General features: G+C 38.5%; 10 protein-coding genes and 1 other RNA gene. 2 read left to right on the forward strand and 9 right to left on the reverse strand.

Annotated elements, in window-relative coordinates; translation table 11 throughout:
- Window positions 1-230: 230 nt before the first annotated feature.
- The 5 genes from GJU39_RS06790 to GJU39_RS06810 form a co-directional block, all read right to left on the reverse strand.
- Window positions 231-2582 (reverse strand): glycoside hydrolase family 31 protein, encoded by a 2352-nt coding sequence (locus GJU39_RS06790; protein WP_209437600.1) that lies wholly within the window; start codon window positions 2580-2582, stop codon window positions 231-233.
- A gap of 77 nt (window positions 2583-2659) precedes the next feature.
- Window positions 2660-5248, reverse strand: coding sequence for a helix-turn-helix domain-containing protein (locus GJU39_RS06795; RefSeq protein WP_154279948.1), 2589 nt, complete (start codon window positions 5246-5248; stop codon window positions 2660-2662).
- 237 nt (window positions 5249-5485) lie between these two features.
- Window positions 5486-5851, reverse strand: a transfer-messenger RNA (tmRNA) gene (ssrA, locus tag GJU39_RS06800).
- Window positions 5852-6062: 211 nt separating this feature from the next.
- A complete protein-coding gene (locus GJU39_RS06805) occupies window positions 6063-7262 on the reverse strand; it encodes a pyridoxal phosphate-dependent aminotransferase (protein WP_154279950.1) in 1200 nt (399 codons plus the stop codon).
- 60 nt (window positions 7263-7322) lie between these two features.
- On the reverse strand, window positions 7323-7715 hold the full coding sequence (locus GJU39_RS06810) for a DUF1573 domain-containing protein (protein WP_154279952.1): 393 nt from the start codon (window positions 7713-7715) through the stop codon (window positions 7323-7325).
- A gap of 167 nt (window positions 7716-7882) precedes the next feature.
- Between GJU39_RS06810 and GJU39_RS06815 the strand changes: the two genes are divergently transcribed.
- Both GJU39_RS06815 and GJU39_RS06820 read left to right on the forward strand, forming a co-directional pair.
- Window positions 7883-10306 carry an alpha-ketoacid dehydrogenase subunit alpha/beta gene (locus tag GJU39_RS06815; protein WP_154279954.1) on the forward strand — a complete coding sequence of 808 codons (2424 nt, stop codon included), beginning with the start codon at window positions 7883-7885 and terminating at the stop codon, window positions 10304-10306.
- Window positions 10307-10532: 226 nt separating this feature from the next.
- Window positions 10533-12857, forward strand: a complete 2325-nt coding sequence (locus GJU39_RS06820; RefSeq protein WP_154279956.1) for a tetratricopeptide repeat-containing sensor histidine kinase — start codon at window positions 10533-10535, stop codon at window positions 12855-12857.
- A 25-nt stretch (window positions 12858-12882) separates the two neighbouring features.
- Here the strand turns inward: GJU39_RS06820 and GJU39_RS06825 are convergent, their stop codons facing one another.
- The 4 genes from GJU39_RS06825 to aroA all read right to left on the reverse strand — a co-directional run bounded on the left by GJU39_RS06825 (window position 12883) and on the right by aroA (window position 17118).
- Complete coding sequence (locus GJU39_RS06825) at window positions 12883-13638, reverse strand: LytR/AlgR family response regulator transcription factor (RefSeq protein ID WP_154279958.1); 756 nt, start codon at window positions 13636-13638, stop codon at window positions 12883-12885.
- 100 nt (window positions 13639-13738) lie between these two features.
- Window positions 13739-14347: a DUF1684 domain-containing protein gene (locus tag GJU39_RS06830; RefSeq protein WP_154279959.1), complete on the reverse strand. Its 609-nt coding sequence runs from the start codon at window positions 14345-14347 to the stop codon at window positions 13739-13741.
- A gap of 143 nt (window positions 14348-14490) precedes the next feature.
- The gene (aroC, locus tag GJU39_RS06835; RefSeq protein WP_154279961.1) at window positions 14491-15588 is read right to left on the reverse strand and encodes a chorismate synthase; all 1098 of its coding nucleotides are present in this window, start codon (window positions 15586-15588) and stop codon (window positions 14491-14493) included.
- Between the two features lie 240 nt (window positions 15589-15828).
- On the reverse strand, window positions 15829-17118 hold the full coding sequence (gene aroA / locus GJU39_RS06840) for a 3-phosphoshikimate 1-carboxyvinyltransferase (protein ID WP_154279963.1): 1290 nt from the start codon (window positions 17116-17118) through the stop codon (window positions 15829-15831).
- Window positions 17119-17332 lie beyond the last annotated feature (214 nt).

The raw sequence follows: 17332 nt of genomic DNA on the forward strand, positions 1-17332 counted from the left end.
TTTCTTTTAAATTATTGGTTCCGATTGGATTACTCGCTCCTTTGAAGCTTTCTTACCAACCGTTTTTCGTTTCAATCTTTACTTAGTTGCTTGACTTTATCTAACCAATCGATAAGTTGTTCTTCCTAATCATCCGGATACGAACCAGATATCTTGTTCATTAGAGTAAGTAATTGACTAAATTTTTGCAGTCGTTCGATAATGATACTAAAGGCGTTTTCAATATCTAATTAAAATTTCAGCTCTATTTTTTTTCCGTTATAAGAAATTTCTTTTGTAGGGTTTACATGCTTATCTTTTAGCTTTTGGTTCGGGTTAATTACATTAATATTAAATTTTCTGGTTGTCAGCATACCTGAAAAGTTTCCTTCCCGCGCTTGGATGTGAAGCGTTTTAAGCCTGTCGTCCCATTTAAAAGTTATGGTAGAATATTTGCCTTTTTCGTAGTTATAGTTATCGTTCTCATCCTCGTAAAGCACAAATTCTCCATCTGTTCCCGGGTAAACGCGTATTTCAAGATTATCCCACCTTTTTTCTGTTGAATATTGTACTTTCGGACCAAACGGAATGATGGATCCCGATTTTACAAAAAGCGGAACAATATCTATCGGCGTTTCTGTAATTGCTACTTGTCCACCCTGGAGGTATTCGTTAGTCCAGAAGTTATACCAATTAGATCCCTCTGGCAAGTAAACCGGCCATGTCTTTGCTTTATATTTTGTAACCGGGGCAACTAAAATTGAACGTCCGAACAGATACTCGTTTCCTATTTCGTGCGTTTTAGCGTCTTTGGCAAAATCCATCATCAAAGGACGCATGAATGTACCGTCATTATGGCTTACATCCCAGGAGGTACTGTAAATGTAGGGGAGGAGTTTGTATCGTAAATTAATGAATTTTTCTTGTGCATCGAAACACCAGGTTCCACGATCGCCAAAGTTCCAGATTTCACGGGGAAGATCTGTTCCATGGGAGCGCATCATCGGACTAAAAGTTCCGAACTGCATCCAACGGACATATAACTCCTGAAACTCTGGGTTCTTATTACCTCCGCCATCTTTCCATCTCCCTGCGAAAAAACCACCAATATCGCTGTTCCAGTTTGGAATTCCCATTAAGGTGTAATTCAGTGCAGCAGGAATCTGTTTTTCAAGCATATCCCATGTTGAACCTACATCGCCGCTCCAGGTATTGGAGCCATAGCGTTGTTGACCAATAAAGCCAGACCTGGTTAAAATTACGCCACGTTTATTGTCGTTCACCGCGCGTTGATGAGTTGCAATGCCCTTATTATGCATTAAACTATATGCATTTTTTACACTGCCGTAGCTGCCTAAATAAGTGGGGAGATTAAAGTCTGTCTTTTTGATGTTTATATGGTCGGGCTCAGTTGAATCCAGCCACCAGCCATCATTTCCAATATAGCTAAAAATGCCTTTGTTTAGATAACGCCAGTAAATATCCAGCGCTTCTGGGTTAAATACGTCGTAAGGCCTTGCTCCGCTATTTGGAGGCCAGGTATCAAAATTGATGATCATTTTTTTGCTGTCGAATTCTTTGCGCTGTTCAGTTTTTGGTCCAAATCCCGGCCAGGTTACAATTAATAGTTTTGCATTAAGCTGATGTATCTCATTAACCCACTTTTTTGGATCAGGAAATCTTTCTGCATCAAAAAGCTGCGAATTCCACGCACTATCAGATTTGTTATATTCCGGCCAGTAGCGCCAATCCTGTATAACAACATCCAAAGGCACTTTCAGTTCACGGTACTTTTTTAGCACGCTTAAACTTTCGTCTTGTGTATGGTAGCGTTCTTTACTCTGGAAAAAACCATAAGCCCACAAAGGCAACATTGGCGCTTTTCCGGTAAGGTCACGCACTTGCGAGATCACACCATCTGCATGCTTTCCATACATAAAATAATAATCAGAACAATGTCCCAATCCTTCAAAAGATAATTCCTGCGGATTATCTTTAAATTCTGAGATGGAATAATTGTCCCAGAATACGGCATACCCTTTAATGGATTGAAAATAAGGTGAATAGGTAGACATGTTTTCATTTTGCATGTGATGAGAAGAATTGCGGCGATTAAACTTATTATCCAATACTTGTCCTATGCCATAAATCGCTTCCTTTTTATCTAGTAAAAAACCATTTCTCACTTTGTACAAGTTAGTTCCTGCATCCTCTACCAACGAAAATTGAGTTCCGTAATCTTTATCTTTGAGTAATAGATTACCTGATGAATCATAGAAAATAATGCCGCCCGTTTCAGGATTTACCTCCACTTGTACCTCACTGCTCTTCACCAGGCTATTTTTTCCTTTTTTTGAAAAGGTCACCACCGTAGGCTGTGCAGTTTTAACTACCGAAAGACTTTTTTTAGTATAGGGGATGCCAGCAGGGGTTTTGAATATCCGAATAATATTGTTAGAATAAAATTCGATTTGAATATCCAATTTCTGCGCTGAAAATTTTAATCCCTGTTTGGTTTGCTGGACTACTTGTGCGCTTCCCCTGGCGGATACCATTAATAATGCAATGGCGAACATCAACATGGTTCTATTGTGAAATGTCATAATTATGATATTGAAGTACGCAAAAATACGCCAGAGCAACTTCAGATAGATAATAATCACGTTGAAACAAATAGCAATCAGGTTGATTTTTTTGCTTTTTCTGCGTATTCTGAAGGTTTGCAGCCGTATACTTCCTGAAAACATTTGCTGAAATAACTGGCACTGCTAAAACCTACTTTTTCAGTAATTTCAGAAATGCTGAACGTTCCGTCAAGTAGCAAAGATGCCGCTTTTTCAAGCCTGATATTCCGAATAAATAGCGACGGAGATTTATCCAGTAAGGTAATTAATTTACGATATAGGCCGGTTCGGTCCATGTTAAGATCGCGGCTAAGCTGCACTACAGAATAGTTTGGCACTTCAAGATTTTTTTCAACCTGTTCCATTGCTCTTGCCAGAAATATGGCCTCAGCCTTGTTATGGTAATTGGTGTCTTCTTCAAGTATAATACCTGGACGTGGCTGAACGTGATCACTTCCTTTTTCCGTCTGCAGGATATTTTGCTGTTCAACCAAATTCCGGATTCTGAGTAATAAAATTTGTTCCCGGTGATTTTGGCTGAGTTTTTTTGTAGTTAATTTTACATAGATGGATATAACAGTTAGAACTATAAAAATACCTAAGGTAGTAAACATGATGTAGGACGTATTTGTTTTCCACCACGGAGGAAGAATACTTAGGTATATTTCGGTAACAGGTCCATCCCAAATTCGATTGTTTGAAGCCATCACCCTAAGTTTGTAATTGCCGGGAGGAAGGTTCGTATAAGATGCTTCGAGAATACCAGCCGTAGTTAACCTTTCATTTTCCTGCCCGCTTGATGTTTCTTTCCAGCCTCTATCGATGCCTTCCAGCTGGTACCGGTAATAGGTTTGGGTTGGATTTTGATAGTTTAGGGCAGAAAACTCGAACGAAACGAAATTTTGATCATAAGAAAGTTCGATGGATTTGGTGTAGGGTGTACTTTCTTTCAAAATGATGCGTTTATCGTATTTGTTTCCTGTTTCGATCTTTTCTCCTCTTAAAAAAAGATTTATCAATATTGCTTTCAGGGGCTGCTTGTTGGGTTTAACAGAATTAAAGTTCAAAACGCTAAAGCCGTTGATCCCTCCGAAATAGAGTGTACCGTCGGTTGATTCGAAAGCTGCACCGTTAGTATATTCACCATCCAATGTTCCGGCATCAGACCGGAAACTGGTAAAGTGTATTTGTGCATTTCTTGGATCAATCTGCACCTTATTTATTCCATAACTTGTAGTTACCCAAATATTATGGAAGCGATCCTGAAGAATAGCTTTTATAAAGTTATTAGATAACCCGTCCCTGGCATAGAAAATTCTTTCTTTACGGCTGACTGGATCAAAGACTTTTAGTCCGTCATAAGTACCCGTCCAAACCCAGCCGCGAATATCAGTGAGTTTCGAGGTTTGGTTATCACCAAAAAAAGACGAAGCAGAATGATTTTGATTGAGCTGATCTAATATTACTCCTGGTATAGCGTGAAAATCAACAGGTTTTAGTTTAATACCATTTTTATGAGCCGGATGATATTGATATATCCCCGATTGGCTTTGAATATAAATATATCCTGCATCGTCTTGTGCAAATGCTTGCACAATAACATCACTGGTTAAAGATGTTGAAAAATATTGCCTGCCAATATTGGTAAACAAATATCTTGTTTGATGATAGTAAAACAGACCCTGGTTTAAAGTTCCCAGCCACAAACCACCCTGCTTATCATAAAATATTGTACTCACTTCTGTATTCAAAGTGCCTCCGTCTGCTTTTTTCAATGTTGGAAAGTAGCGCTGCTCACGTCCATAGCCATCAATAATCCAAATGCCTTTAGCAGAACTAATGGCTACTCTTCCGTTAGTATCTACTACCAGGGTGTTAAGCGCATAGTGGGTTTCCATGATTTTCTTCCAGCCCCTTTTCTGAATATCAAAGAAGAAACACCCACCCATGCTGCCATTCCGGAGTTGATAAAATCCATCTTTTGCTTTTACAACCAATGAGGTGCTCTTGAAAACTTTTTGTTGATCTGCTGGATAAGCTGCAGCGCTGTAAAGTTTTTTTTTGCTTTTGAGATCATAGCATACCACTTTACCCGTATTATAGAAAAGATACAGACTGTCTTTTTCAGATGTTAAATCCTGAAGTTCTCCTTCGGTGGCTGGTATTTGAAGTGATATACGTTGGTCGATCGTCGAAAGCCTATTGGCTGCAAGTATCCATAAACGTTGCCTGGCATCCAGAAAAATGTCGTCAACAGATCGTTTGAAACCTTTTTTCTTGAAATATAAATTCAAATTCGTGATGTATTTCTCCGTACGGAGGTCAACACACATTAATTTGTGATCGTCTTTTATCCAAAGCCTCGCATCATCGCTTTGATAAATACGATAGTGACCCTTATAGGTACCTAAAGGATATATACTTTGAATGCCTTGGTGAATATATCTAAAGCGAGCGCCATCATAAATATTGATATTACCGCTTGTTTTAAAAACCATTCTTCCATCGGGCAATTGTAGAATATAACGAATCTGATTGTCGCTCAATCCTTGCATCACATCAATTGGCGAAAACACAAAATCCTGAGCATTTGCAAATGAAATTCTAAAAAAGAGTATAGTTATCGCCAGAATGAGCTGCTTCATCTGTAAGTAATGAATTGATGCTATAAAGATAATTAACCGCTAATATAATGTTTAAAGCTGAAGTTGAAATTTCTCCAATAAGTGTGTTCAATAATAATGATGATTCCCGGACTAAAATCTATGTACTTGATTCTTTAGTTATTTTATATAGTATAGTTGATATTCAGGTAAAAAAGCCTTAAAATCTAAAAAAAAATAGCCTGCAAATTATTGATTTGCAGGCTATTGATGCTGATTTTGTGGAGCCGAAGGGAGTCGAACCCTTGTCCAGTTGTGAGATAAATTATATCTTCTACATGCTTATTTTTCAATTAATTTTCGAACTATAAACGGGCTGAAAACCGACCTTGTTTATAACCTTAGATACTTTATCTCACTTCAAGTCGTATCTACTTGAAGCCAGCTTTGTTGTTTCGATGCCCCGGTTTCTAACCCAACAATGCAACAGTTAGAGGGACAAAAGCTATTTAGTTCTAAACTAAGCAGCTAAGGCGTAAGTGTTTTCGCCAACTAAAATGTGATCGTTCACTTTAAGTGCTCTCCGAACAACGCACTGCATGCTAACATAACCTTCGCCACCCTGTCAAATCCAAGAACGGCCCCAGTTTTAGTTTTAAGTATCGAGTATCGAGTATCGAGTATCGAGTATCGAGTATCGAGTATCGAGTATCGAGTAAAACTGAACGACAAATGTACAAAAAAAATGCCAAATAATAGCTGTGAACTAATATTTGGCATCTTAAATTAAAGAATGTCAAACTGAAAACTATCAAATTTAAATGGGAAATTCCAACTGAGAACTGCCAACCGGATGCTATTTTGTTCTTCCGGGATATTCCTTCAAAGCAATTTCTAAACAATCCATGGCCGCATTTAGATCACTTGTATTCAATACATAAGCCATCCTAACTTCTTGTTTACCCGAGCCTTTAGTGGAGTAAAATCCAGTAGCGGGAGCCATCATTACCGTTTGGTTCTCATGCGCAAAATCTTCTAAAATCCACTGGCAGAAGCGGTCGGAATCGTCGATCGGGAATTTAGCAACCACATAAAATGCACCACCAGGATTGGGGCAGAAAACGCCTTCAATGTTATTCAACCGTCCTACTAAAGTATCACGTCGTAATGTATATTCTGTATTTACCTGTTCAAAATAACTGTCTGGTGTATCAACAGCAGCAGCACCCGCAATCTGTTCCACCATTCCAGGGCTTAACCTCGCCTGTGCAAATTTCAACCCTGAAGCAATTACCTCCTTATTTTTAGTGATTAAACAACCTAACCTGGCGCCACAAGCGCTATAGCGTTTAGAAACAGTGTCCATAATCACTACATTTTCTTCCAGGCCATCTAAGTGCATTGGCGAAATAAACTCACGACCATCATAGCAGAATTCACGGTAAGCTTCATCTGAAAATAAAAACAAATCGTATTTTTTGCAAAGCGTTTTCAAAGCCTCTAATTCCGCTCGTGAATACAGGTAACCTGTGGGGTTATTTGGATTACAAATGATAATCGCCTTTGTTTTATCTGTAATCAGCTTTTCAAATTCAGCGATTGGGGGAAGTGCAAATCCATTTTCAATTACCGATAAAATCGGCTTAACCACTACATTACTCATGCAGGCGAACCCGTTATAGTTGGCATAAAAAGGTTCTGGAATGATAATCTCATCACCTTCGTTCACGCAGGTTTGCATGGCAATGGTAATGGCTTCCGAACCACCAACAGTTACCAGGATATCTTCCGGGGTAATGTTGTAACCTAATTTATTATAGTATTCTGCAAGTTTAAGGCGGTAGGCCAATGTACCTTCAGATGGGGTATAGGCCCAAACATTAAAGTCTATATTTTTAATGGCGTTGAGCATTCCTTCCGGAGTTTCAATATCTGGCTGACCGATATTTAAATGATAAACTTTTTTACCATCTTTTTTCGCTTGATCAGCGTATGGAGTTAACTTTCTAATTGGTGATGCAGGCATCTGCACGCCCTTTTGTGAAATCTTTGGCATGGTACAAAAATAAAAAAGTCCCGATGATTATCGGGACTTTAAAAATATTATTTATCGAAATTATTTTGATGTTGCTGCTACAGTTTCTCCTTTAATATAAAGAACTTTAACAGGAGTTTTTGCATTCGAAGTTAAAGTTACTGCTTTAGAGAATGCAGATGGACCGGCAGCTGCATTAAAAGTTACAGAGATTACACCAGTTTCGCCTTTTTTAAGCGGGGTAGAAGTATATTTTGGAACTGTACAACCACAACTTGCTTCAGCTTTGGTAATAATTAAAGGCTCCTCACCAACGTTTGTATATTTAAAATCGAACGTTACTGGCTTACCCATCGGAATTTTACCGAAATCATGAGTCTCCGACTCAAATTTAAAATCTGCTGGTTTTGATTGCGCATTGGCAACCAGGCCGAAACCCAAAACGAAGGCGAATAATACTAAGATCTTTTTCATGTTATATGCGAAATTATTTTTCTTAAATTCTTAAAACAAATTTAACAATTTCATTTTAAAACAAAAACTATTCCAATTATATTTTATTTGTCCATATATAATTTTACAATTGAAGATAAAGTCAAACTTTTAATTTTGCATATATTTGCCACAACCAATATTTGATTATGATGCAGAATGAAAAATTTATAACCAATTCTATTGACGATTCTGAATTAACATTCAACGATTTCAAAACGATCGTAATGAATGATTATAAAATAGCCTATGAGAGCAGACAAGCTAGCGTTTTAGGCCGCAGGGAAGTGTTAACGGGAAAGGCTAAATTTGGCATTTTTGGTGATGGTAAAGAGGTTCCTCAGGTTGCCATGGCTAAAGCATTTAAAAAAGGCGACTGGCGATCAGGGTATTACCGGGATCAGACCTTTGCTTTCGCTACGGGTATCTCAACCATCAAAGAATTCTTTGCACAACTATATGCAAACCCTACAAACGGTGCAGATCCTTTCTCCGGGGGCAGACAAATGAATTGCCATTTTGCTACAAAATCGGTAAATGAAGATGGAAGCTGGAACGATTTAACACAGATTAAGAACTGCTCCTCTGATATTTCACCAACGGGCGGGCAAATGGCTCGTTTGGTTGGCCTGGCTTACGCATCAAAATTATTCAGAAATAACAAAGAACTCGATTATTTAAAGAATTTCTCTGTTAACGGGAATGAAGTTGCTTTCGGTACTATTGGAAATGCTTCCACATCCGAAGGTGTTTTTTTTGAGGCGATTAATGCCGCTGGCGTATTGCAAATCCCTATGGCAATATCCATTTGGGACGATGCTTACGGCATTTCTGTACCAGCAAAATATCAAACGACAAAAGAAGATATTTCTGAAGTTTTAAAAGGTTTCCAGCGGGATAAAGATCAGCCTGGATATGAAATTTATAAAGTAAAAGGCTGGGATTATCCTGCCCTTTGCGAAGTTTATGAAAAAGCCATTCACATTTGCAGGGAAGAGCATGTTCCGGTTTTTATTCATGTAACAGAACTTACCCAACCTCAGGGGCATTCTACCTCCGGCTCTCACGAAAGGTATAAATCTAAAGACCGGTTAACCTGGGAAAGCGAATACGATTGCCTGCTGAAAATGAGGGAGTGGATGTTGGAATCTGCCATTGCTACAGAAGAGGAAATTGCAGATACAGAGAAAAAAGCAAAGGTATTTGTGCGTAACGCACAGAAAGAAGCCTGGAATGAATTTCTGGATAGCATCAAGCCAGAGCAAAAAAAGGTGATCGATTTAATTAGTGCTTTAGCTCAACATCAGCCAGAACTGGCGAAAATAGCTGCTCAACTTTCGGCCACGGCCGATGCGCAACGCCGGGAGGTCTTCAGTGCTGCCCGGAAAGCCATTCGCCTTTCGGCAAAATTCAACAGCCAGGAGCGAAACGATTTGCTTACCTGGTACAAGGATCAGGAAGAATTAAGTTTTGATCGATATAATTCTAAGCTTCATACCAATGGAGTAGAAAGTCCGGATAAAATCGCTGTAGTTGATGCCGAATATGACGATCTCTCTAAAATGGTTGATGGGAGAGAAGTATTAAATGCCTGTTTTAATGAAAACTTTGCCAGAGATCAACGCCTGGTTGCTTTTGGTGAAGATTTAGGAAATATTGGTGATGTTAACCAGGGCTTCGCAGGCTTACAGGCAAGATTTGGTGAACTCCGGGTAACCGATACGGGAATCAGAGAAATGACCATTATGGGGCAGGGGATAGGCCTGGCCATGAGGGGGTTAAAACCAATTGCTGAAATACAATACCTTGATTATTTGATCTTTGCGTTAAATGTGCTAAGCGATGATTTGGCTTCTCTGTCTTACAGGACCAAAGGCATTCAGAAAGCACCGGTGATTGTGAGAACCCGCGGACATCGTTTAGAAGGCGTTTGGCATTCAGGTTCGCCGATCAGTATGTTGTTAGGGTCTCTGAGAGGTATGCATTTATGTGTTCCCAGAAATATGACCCAGGCAGCGGGGATGTACAATACCTTGTTCAGAGCGGATGAACCGGCCGTAGTAATTGAATGTTTAAACGGTTACCGCCTGAAGGAGAAACTTCCTAATAATGTTGGCGACTTTACCGTTCCTTTAGGTAAAGCAGAAGTGCTGGAAGAAGGTTCAGATATTACAGTTGTTTCTTATGGATCAACCTTAAGATTGGTGCAGGAAGCAGCAGAAGAACTGGCAAATTTTGGCATCTCTGTAGAAATCGTAGATCCACAAACGCTGTTACCTTTTGATGTGAATAAGGTTTGTGCCAGTTCGTTAGCCAAAACCAATAAGCTATTGGTCGTAGATGAAGACGTTCCGGGAGGAGCATCAGCCTATATCCTGCAGAAAGTTTTGGAAGATCAAAACGGTTATTTTACTTTGGATGGTAAGCCTAAAACCCTTTCTGCTAAACCTCATCGTCCTCCGTTCGGTTCTGACGGTGATTATTTCAGCAAGCCATCTGTAGATGATATTATTGAAACCATTTATGGGATGATGCATGAGACTCATCCAGCGAAATTCCCACCCATTTTTTAAGTCTGTTTTAACAAAATTGTAAGCTTCAGTAAAAACGGGATCATTGTGGTTAAAAATTAATAACTTAATTGATCGTAAAATGAATATCTTAGTAGCGTTATCTACTATTATCCCATTTTTGTATGTATCAGTTAGTCGCTATCAATGGCGTTCAGGCTATATTATTGCCTGCTATGAACTTCATCATTTCCAATATCGTTAAGTCTTGGAAAATCTTGTGCCTTTAATGCGATTTATCACAGGAATCAAAGGGAAGTTTGTCTTTTTCACATTTCTATTATTTCTGTTTTTTTGCATTGATAGTTTCGCGCAGAATCATACCAAATTCAGGAAGCTCGATAGCTTATTAATCCTCAACCAGGCACACACCCAAAATGATTCTGCAAAGGTTGTAATTCTTGAGAAAGTTTACAGGGAATACCTGAAACAAAGAAATATCGCGAAATTTGAAGAATATTCCAATCAGGTAGTCACACTCGCACAAAAACTTAAGTTAAGAAACTTTTCTGCTTATGTTTTCTCTCGGCGTGCCAGCTATTTTCATGGTAAAACGGCAATTCTCCAGGCAGAAGAAAATTATTATCTGGCGATTGCAGATTTCGACATCGCCAAAAATTCGGCTATGATTGCCGGAATGTACCTGAATTTAGGTGCTTTATATTCAACCCTTCCGGATTATGCCAAATGCCTCGAAGTTAATCAAAAGGCAATTGCAATTTATGAACAACTTGGAGACTATCCCAGCATTGCAAGTTGTTACACTAACCTTTCGAGCATCTATCAGGATCTGGGGAACCAGAGCCAGTCGCTGATTTATTTACAGATGGCACTTAAAATATTTGCCGGCGAAAATCCGAAGTCGAGGGGTGTTGCAGTGGTAGAGGAACTTATAGGATCAGCATATTTTGAAGCCAATCTCGCGGAATTAGAAAAGATGGATGTTGCGCCCGGCGATCGGTTAAACCAAGCCTTGCAACATTATCAAAAATCTTTAAAAATAGCTGAATTCTTAGACGACCGGAATATCACTTCATCCGTACGGAAGTGTTTGGGAGACATTTATAACGAAATGGGTCAAAATGATTTGGCTTTGGCAGCCTATCAAAAAGCCACTCAGATTGGCAAAGATCTTGATGATCAATCAAGCTATGTAGATTGCTTGTACGCTTTGGGTAAATTCTATCAGAAGCAGGGCGATTACAAAAATGCGTTACTTCTTTTTACCGATAGTTACAAAATTGCACTTGAATCTAATCTTTTAGATGGGAAAAAAAATGCGGCACATGGATTAAGCGATACATATGAGGCATTAAAGGATTATGATAAATCGCTTAGTTTCTATAAGCAATACGTAATTTTAAAAGACCAGATTTTTAACGAAGAAAAAGAAAAGGAGATTACCCGCAGGCAGATGCAGCTAGACTTTGGCTTAAAGGAGAAAGACTATCTTTATAAGCAAAAAATAACGGATGTTGAGCTTCAAAAGCAAGTTCTTTTAGCAAAACAACAGCAACAGCAGTTGTATTTAAAAAAGCAGGAACTGGCCTTAAGTGATCAGGAAAAGAGTTTGCAGCGACTTACGTTTTTGAAAAAACAATTAGGGCTGGAGATTGGGCAGCAAATGCAAGCCAGTAAATTTGAGCAGGCGAAACTTCAGGACAAGTACGAAACCTCTCTACGTGATAAGCAAATATCTAAACAGGAACAACAGATTAGGATCGATTGGCGAATTAAAGTTTACCTGACCATCGGCATTGCGTTCGTTTTGTTGATCGCAAGTGTGATCTATTTTAATCAACGAAAAACAAAAAGTTTAAATCGGGTAATCAATGTTCAGAAAGCTGAATTAGAGCAATTGAATAGCGTAAAAGATAAAATTTTCAGTGTAGTGAGCCATGATATGAGGACACCGGTTAATGCGCTGATCTCTTTCATCCAGTTACTGGAAGGTGGAAACATTGAGCAGGAAAAGTTAACAAGGTATGCTGCAACTTTGAAGAATAACCTGACCTATACTTCCTCGATGATGGAAAATCTGCTGAACTGGGCGGCAAGTCAGATGCAAGGCTTCAATCCTTATAAAGAGTCGCTAAATGTACATCAACTGGTAAATGAAGTGATCAATTCAGTTCATCACCATGCACAAGCGAAGCAGATAACTGTTAAAAACAACATTGCTGAAAACACAGTTTGCTATGCAGATGCAAACATGCTTTCGCTCATTATTCGCAATTTAATCAGTAATGCAACCAAGTTTACGCCGAGAAACGGTTTGATTACGATCTCTGAGAAATGCCTGGAAAAGGAACTCCAGATTGCGGTTATTGATAATGGAATTGGCCTGAGTGATGACCAATTGGCACACTTTAATAATTTAGATTATAGTAGTACTGCGATTAGTACGCCAGGTACAGAAAGAGAGAAGGGAACAGGACTTGGGTTATTATTGTGCAGAACTTTCGTCGGCCTTATGGATGGGAAAATCAATGCCGATAAAAACCATCCTCTGGGAACTAAATTTACCATTAGCTTACCGAAAGAATTGTGCTGAAAATTAGATAAATAGGTTTAGTTATTTAATTTTTTACAAATCTGGATAAAATCTTTTTATCGATAGCACTTTCCAATAACTCCTGACGGTTAGATGCACTGATCGGCACAATAAAATTTTGATCCATGTGTACTTCGTGATTGGTCAGCGTTACGATATGATTGATGTTAATGATGTATTGCTTATGCACCCTGGCAAAAGATTTTTTCGGCAGCTGTTTTTCCAGATTTTTCAAACTCACCAGAATAATATGCATATCATTCACCGTAAATAGCTTGGAAAAATCACCCAGGCTTTCTATATAAATAACATCATTATATTTAAGTTTGGAAATTCCTTTAGTCTCTTTGAAGAAAAAATGATCGTCATCACTGGTAGATACTTCATGAACTTGCTCAGTTACGGTACTCACTTTCTTTTTAAGGTCAAGGTATTCTATCGCCTTGTTTGCTGCCTTTAAAATTCTGGGGAAAGTTGCGGGTTTCACCACAAAATCAATCGCATCAACTTCATAACTTTCTACAGCATATTCACTATGCGCTGTAATAAATACGAACAGCGGATGGTTTTTGAAACTTTTCAATAAGGCAATTCCTGAGAGTTCGGGCATATCAATATCAGAGAATACAATATCAATTTCAGTTTTTGATAGCACATCGGCGGCTTCGATTCCGTCTTTGCAAACTGCCACAATTTCTAAAGTTGAAATTTTTAAAAGATGCATTTCCAAGGCATCTCTTTCAATCTCATTATCATCAATAACCAGGCATTTATATGGCATTTGGGTAGATTTATTTAATTATTATAATAAAGATTTAACTGCGTTTTGTTTTTGAGCGAACTCAAAATACACACTGATCATTAGAAAAGATGCATATTGATTATTGCTTATGCTTCTTTTCTCCGGTGTATAATTTTTCTCCGGCTTTCACTTCAAGTTGAAGATCATTTTCTTCTGGTGGAACGGGGCAGCGATAGCCATCGCTGTAGGCACAATATGGATTATATGCTTTATTAAAATCTATTTCTATTTTCTGGTCTTTAATTTCTTTAGCACTTAGATCAATATATCTTCCGCCACCGTAGGTTGCTTTAGTATTTGTTTCATCAGTAAACGGAAGGAAAAGCAGGTCTTTATAGGCGGGATTACTTGCCAGAGCAATGCTCTTATAAAGTATCATGGTTATTGCGGTTCCGTTTAATGAAAAAGTAACTTTCGCAAAGCGATAAAATTCTTTACTTGTGCCATCATAAGTGGGCATTTTAAAAACCTGCTGATTCTGAAGAATTTCTACATTTGCCGTTACCCTGTAAGCACTATCGGCATCGTAAAAATGCAAATGCTGCAAGTCGCCTTCCTTTAACGGAGCATAACTTTCTTTAATGAAGTCTTGTTTATAGCTTTCGCGGTGCCTGGCAATTTGCACTGAATAAGATTGCGCAAATGAAGAAAGACTGAAAAATAAAAATAAGATGGGAAGGAATTTCATAATTTAAAAACACGAATTTATAGAAAATTTCGTCGTGTTTCTAATTAATAAGGCATTGCAATTTCCTGATTATGATTCAGGTAGGGTTTTAACTTGTCGAAAGTTAATAAATAACCTTCGACAAATCTAAAAAACGAAATTTTCTAAACTACACTCACTTTATTTCTTAAAAATTGATCTGCTAAAACCAAAGCTGCCATGGCTTCTACAATCACTACGGCTCTTGGTACCACACAAGGATCATGGCGACCTTTTCCTTTAATTTCAGATGCCTCTCCGGCTGCGTTTATAGTTTGCTGATTGTGCATAATGGTAGCAACAGGTTTAAATGCCACTTTAAAAGTGATATCCATTCCATTAGAAATGCCGCCTAAAATGCCGCCAGCAAAGTTTGTTGTAGTTTTAAAAACTTTCGCATCGGCTGCTTTTGGTTGAGGAATATCGTTATGTTGTGATCCTCTTAGTTCACTTCCTGCAAAGCCGGAACCATATTCAAAGCCATGAACCGCATTGATGCTTAACATTGCTTTGCCTAAATCTGCATGTAATTTATCGAAAACTGGTTCACCTAAACCTGCCGGGCAACCTTTAATTACACAGCCAATTTTCCCGCCAACCGTATCACCGTCTTTTCTTATGGAATCGATAAATTCAATCATTTCGTGTGCTGTGGCAGGGTCAGCACAACGAACAATATTTTCTTCCCTGATATTTAGCAAAGCGGATAAATCGTTACTTTCTAAATTTGGTGCTTCAATGGTTCCAACTGAAGTAACATGAGCAAAAATTTCAATGCCTTGTTGTTTCAAAAATAATTTTGCAATTGCACCGGCTGCAACACGGGCAGCCGTTTCGCGGGCAGATGAGCGTCCGCCGCCACGATGATCGCGGATGCCATATTTTGCATCATACACATAATCAGCATGACTCGGGCGATATACATCCACATTATGACCATAATCTTTTGAACGTTGGTCTTCGTTAGGAATAAGCAAGGCGATAGGTGTTCCGGTACTTTTCCCTTCAAAAATGCCAGATAAAATCTGAACCGTATCGCTTTCTTTTCTTTGAGTAGTAATTTTTGACTGACCTGGTTTCCGTTTATCCAATTCTGACTGGATGAAATCCATGTCGATATCCAATTGCGCCGGACAGCCATCTATAATTACGCCGATGGCTACGCCATGAGATTCGCCAAAAGTGGTAATGCGAAAAAGTTGTCCGAATGAGTTGCCTGCCATATTTTAATGATTGAATGATGAATTTTGAATGATTGAATATGTTTCTACACCCAAACTTGATACTTGATTCTCGCTACTGAAAATTATTGATTGAATGATGAATTTGAATGATTGAATATGTTTCTACACCCAAACTTGATATTTGATTCTCGCTACTGAAATTATTAATTAAATGATGAATTTTGAATGATTGAAGATGTTTTACATCCAAACTTGATACTTGATTCTCGCTACTTGATACTACTTAACGCTTACCTCAAAACCCGCTTTCTTCAAATCTTCCCAAAAGAATGGATAAGATTTTTCGACTACCTGCATATCTTCAATTTCCACTTCATTAATTAATAAGGCAAGTGGTGCGAAAGCCATGGCCATACGGTGATCCTCGTAGGTGTTAATCGTTACTTTTTCAGGGAAATGAAGTTCATCCGTATTTAAAGTATAGACTAAATTATCTTCTGTTAAGGTAACACCAATTTTAGCCAGTTCATTTTGTAAAGCCGCAATGCGGTCGGTTTCTTTGATTTTTAAAGTTTCTAAGCCTGTAAATGACATGTTTTTGCCTAAAGCAGCAGCAATCACAACAATGGTTTGTGCTAAGTCAGGACAAGTTTTTAAATCTAAAACTTGATTGGTATCTAAGGACAAGCCCAGATTACTGATGGAGATTCCTGTCTCGGTTTTATTTGTTGCAATTCCGAAGATTTTCATAATCTTCTGAATCTGGCTATCGCCTTGCAAGCTCTTATCTTTTAGCGCTGGTAAAGCGATTTCAGCCTCTTCAGCTAAAGCAGCGATGCTATACCAATATGATGCAGCACTCCAGTCTGGTTCAACTACCAATGTACCTGCTTCGAAAGGTTGTGGTTCTATAGTGATCGTATTTCCATTCCATGAATGTTGAATGCCCACTTCTGCTAACATATCTAAAGTCATATCAACATATGGTTTAGAAGTCAATTCCCCTTCGATTTCTAAAGTTAATCCTTGCGGAAGCGTAGGCGCAATCATCAGCAATGCTGAAATATACTGACTGCTGATATCACCTTTGATTTTAACTTCTGCCGTTTTTTGATTGAATGGTCCGGTAATGTTGAGTGGTGGAAAACCTTCAGATTCTGCATAAGAAATATCGGCACCAATTGTTTTCAAAGCTTCCGCTAAAATTCCAATCGGGCGTTGTTTCATTCTTTCCGTTCCAGTCAACAAGAAATTTCCGTTTTTCGCCGAAAGGTAAGCGGATAGGAAACGCATGGCGGTTCCGGCAGGACCAACATCGACTAATTCGGAACTTGCAGTTTTCAGTTTGGAGTCTTCTCCCAACTCATTGCTCTCAACTCCCAGCTTATTTAAAATACCATCAAGTGTTACCGTATCAGCAGCATTCGATAAATTTTTCACCTGAACTAATTTTTTACTTAAAGCGCTTATAATCAGCGCTCTGTTGCATTCGCTTTTCGAGCCGGTTAATTGGATTTCCGTATTTATATTCTTGGTTCCTTTAAAAGAAACTAAGGCATTTTTAGACATCTTTATTGTGGTTTATTCTTAATGGGTTATTTAATAAGTTGTCATTCTGAACTTGTCGAAACAAATGGTGCAAGTTCTTCGTCAAGCTCAGAATGACAATGCGTAAAATAAAAACAACATCAATATTTTTTATTTGCCATTGATGCCTTGCTATCGTGTTAAGATTGCTTTGTACCTCGCAATGACGTGGGGGTTTAGACTTTGCTTTTAGCTT

This window comes from Pedobacter petrophilus (assembly GCF_009674725.1).
Lineage (GTDB): Bacteria > Bacteroidota > Bacteroidia > Sphingobacteriales > Sphingobacteriaceae > Pedobacter > Pedobacter petrophilus.

What these genes read in the sequence shown, in the direction of transcription:
- GJU39_RS06795 (WP_154279948.1), bottom strand. Translation starts at nt 5,248, where the DNA reads ATGAAGCAGCTCATTCTGGCGATAACTATACTCTTTTTTAGAATTTCA.
- GJU39_RS06830 (WP_154279959.1), bottom strand. Translation starts at nt 14,347, where the DNA reads ATGAAATTCCTTCCCATCTTATTTTTATTTTTCAGTCTTTCTTCATTT.
- GJU39_RS06820 (WP_154279956.1), top strand. Translation starts at nt 10,533, where the DNA reads ATGCGATTTATCACAGGAATCAAAGGGAAGTTTGTCTTTTTCACATTT.
- GJU39_RS06815 (WP_154279954.1), top strand. Translation starts at nt 7,883, where the DNA reads ATGATGCAGAATGAAAAATTTATAACCAATTCTATTGACGATTCTGAA.
- aroC (WP_154279961.1), bottom strand. Translation starts at nt 15,588, where the DNA reads ATGGCAGGCAACTCATTCGGACAACTTTTTCGCATTACCACTTTTGGC.
- GJU39_RS06810 (WP_154279952.1), bottom strand. Translation starts at nt 7,715, where the DNA reads ATGAAAAAGATCTTAGTATTATTCGCCTTCGTTTTGGGTTTCGGCCTG.
- GJU39_RS06805 (WP_154279950.1), bottom strand. Translation starts at nt 7,262, where the DNA reads ATGCCAAAGATTTCACAAAAGGGCGTGCAGATGCCTGCATCACCAATT.
- GJU39_RS06825 (WP_154279958.1), bottom strand. Translation starts at nt 13,638, where the DNA reads ATGCCATATAAATGCCTGGTTATTGATGATAATGAGATTGAAAGAGAT.
- aroA (WP_154279963.1), bottom strand. Translation starts at nt 17,118, where the DNA reads ATGTCTAAAAATGCCTTAGTTTCTTTTAAAGGAACCAAGAATATAAAT.
- GJU39_RS06790 (WP_209437600.1), bottom strand. Translation starts at nt 2,582, where the DNA reads ATGACATTTCACAATAGAACCATGTTGATGTTCGCCATTGCATTATTA.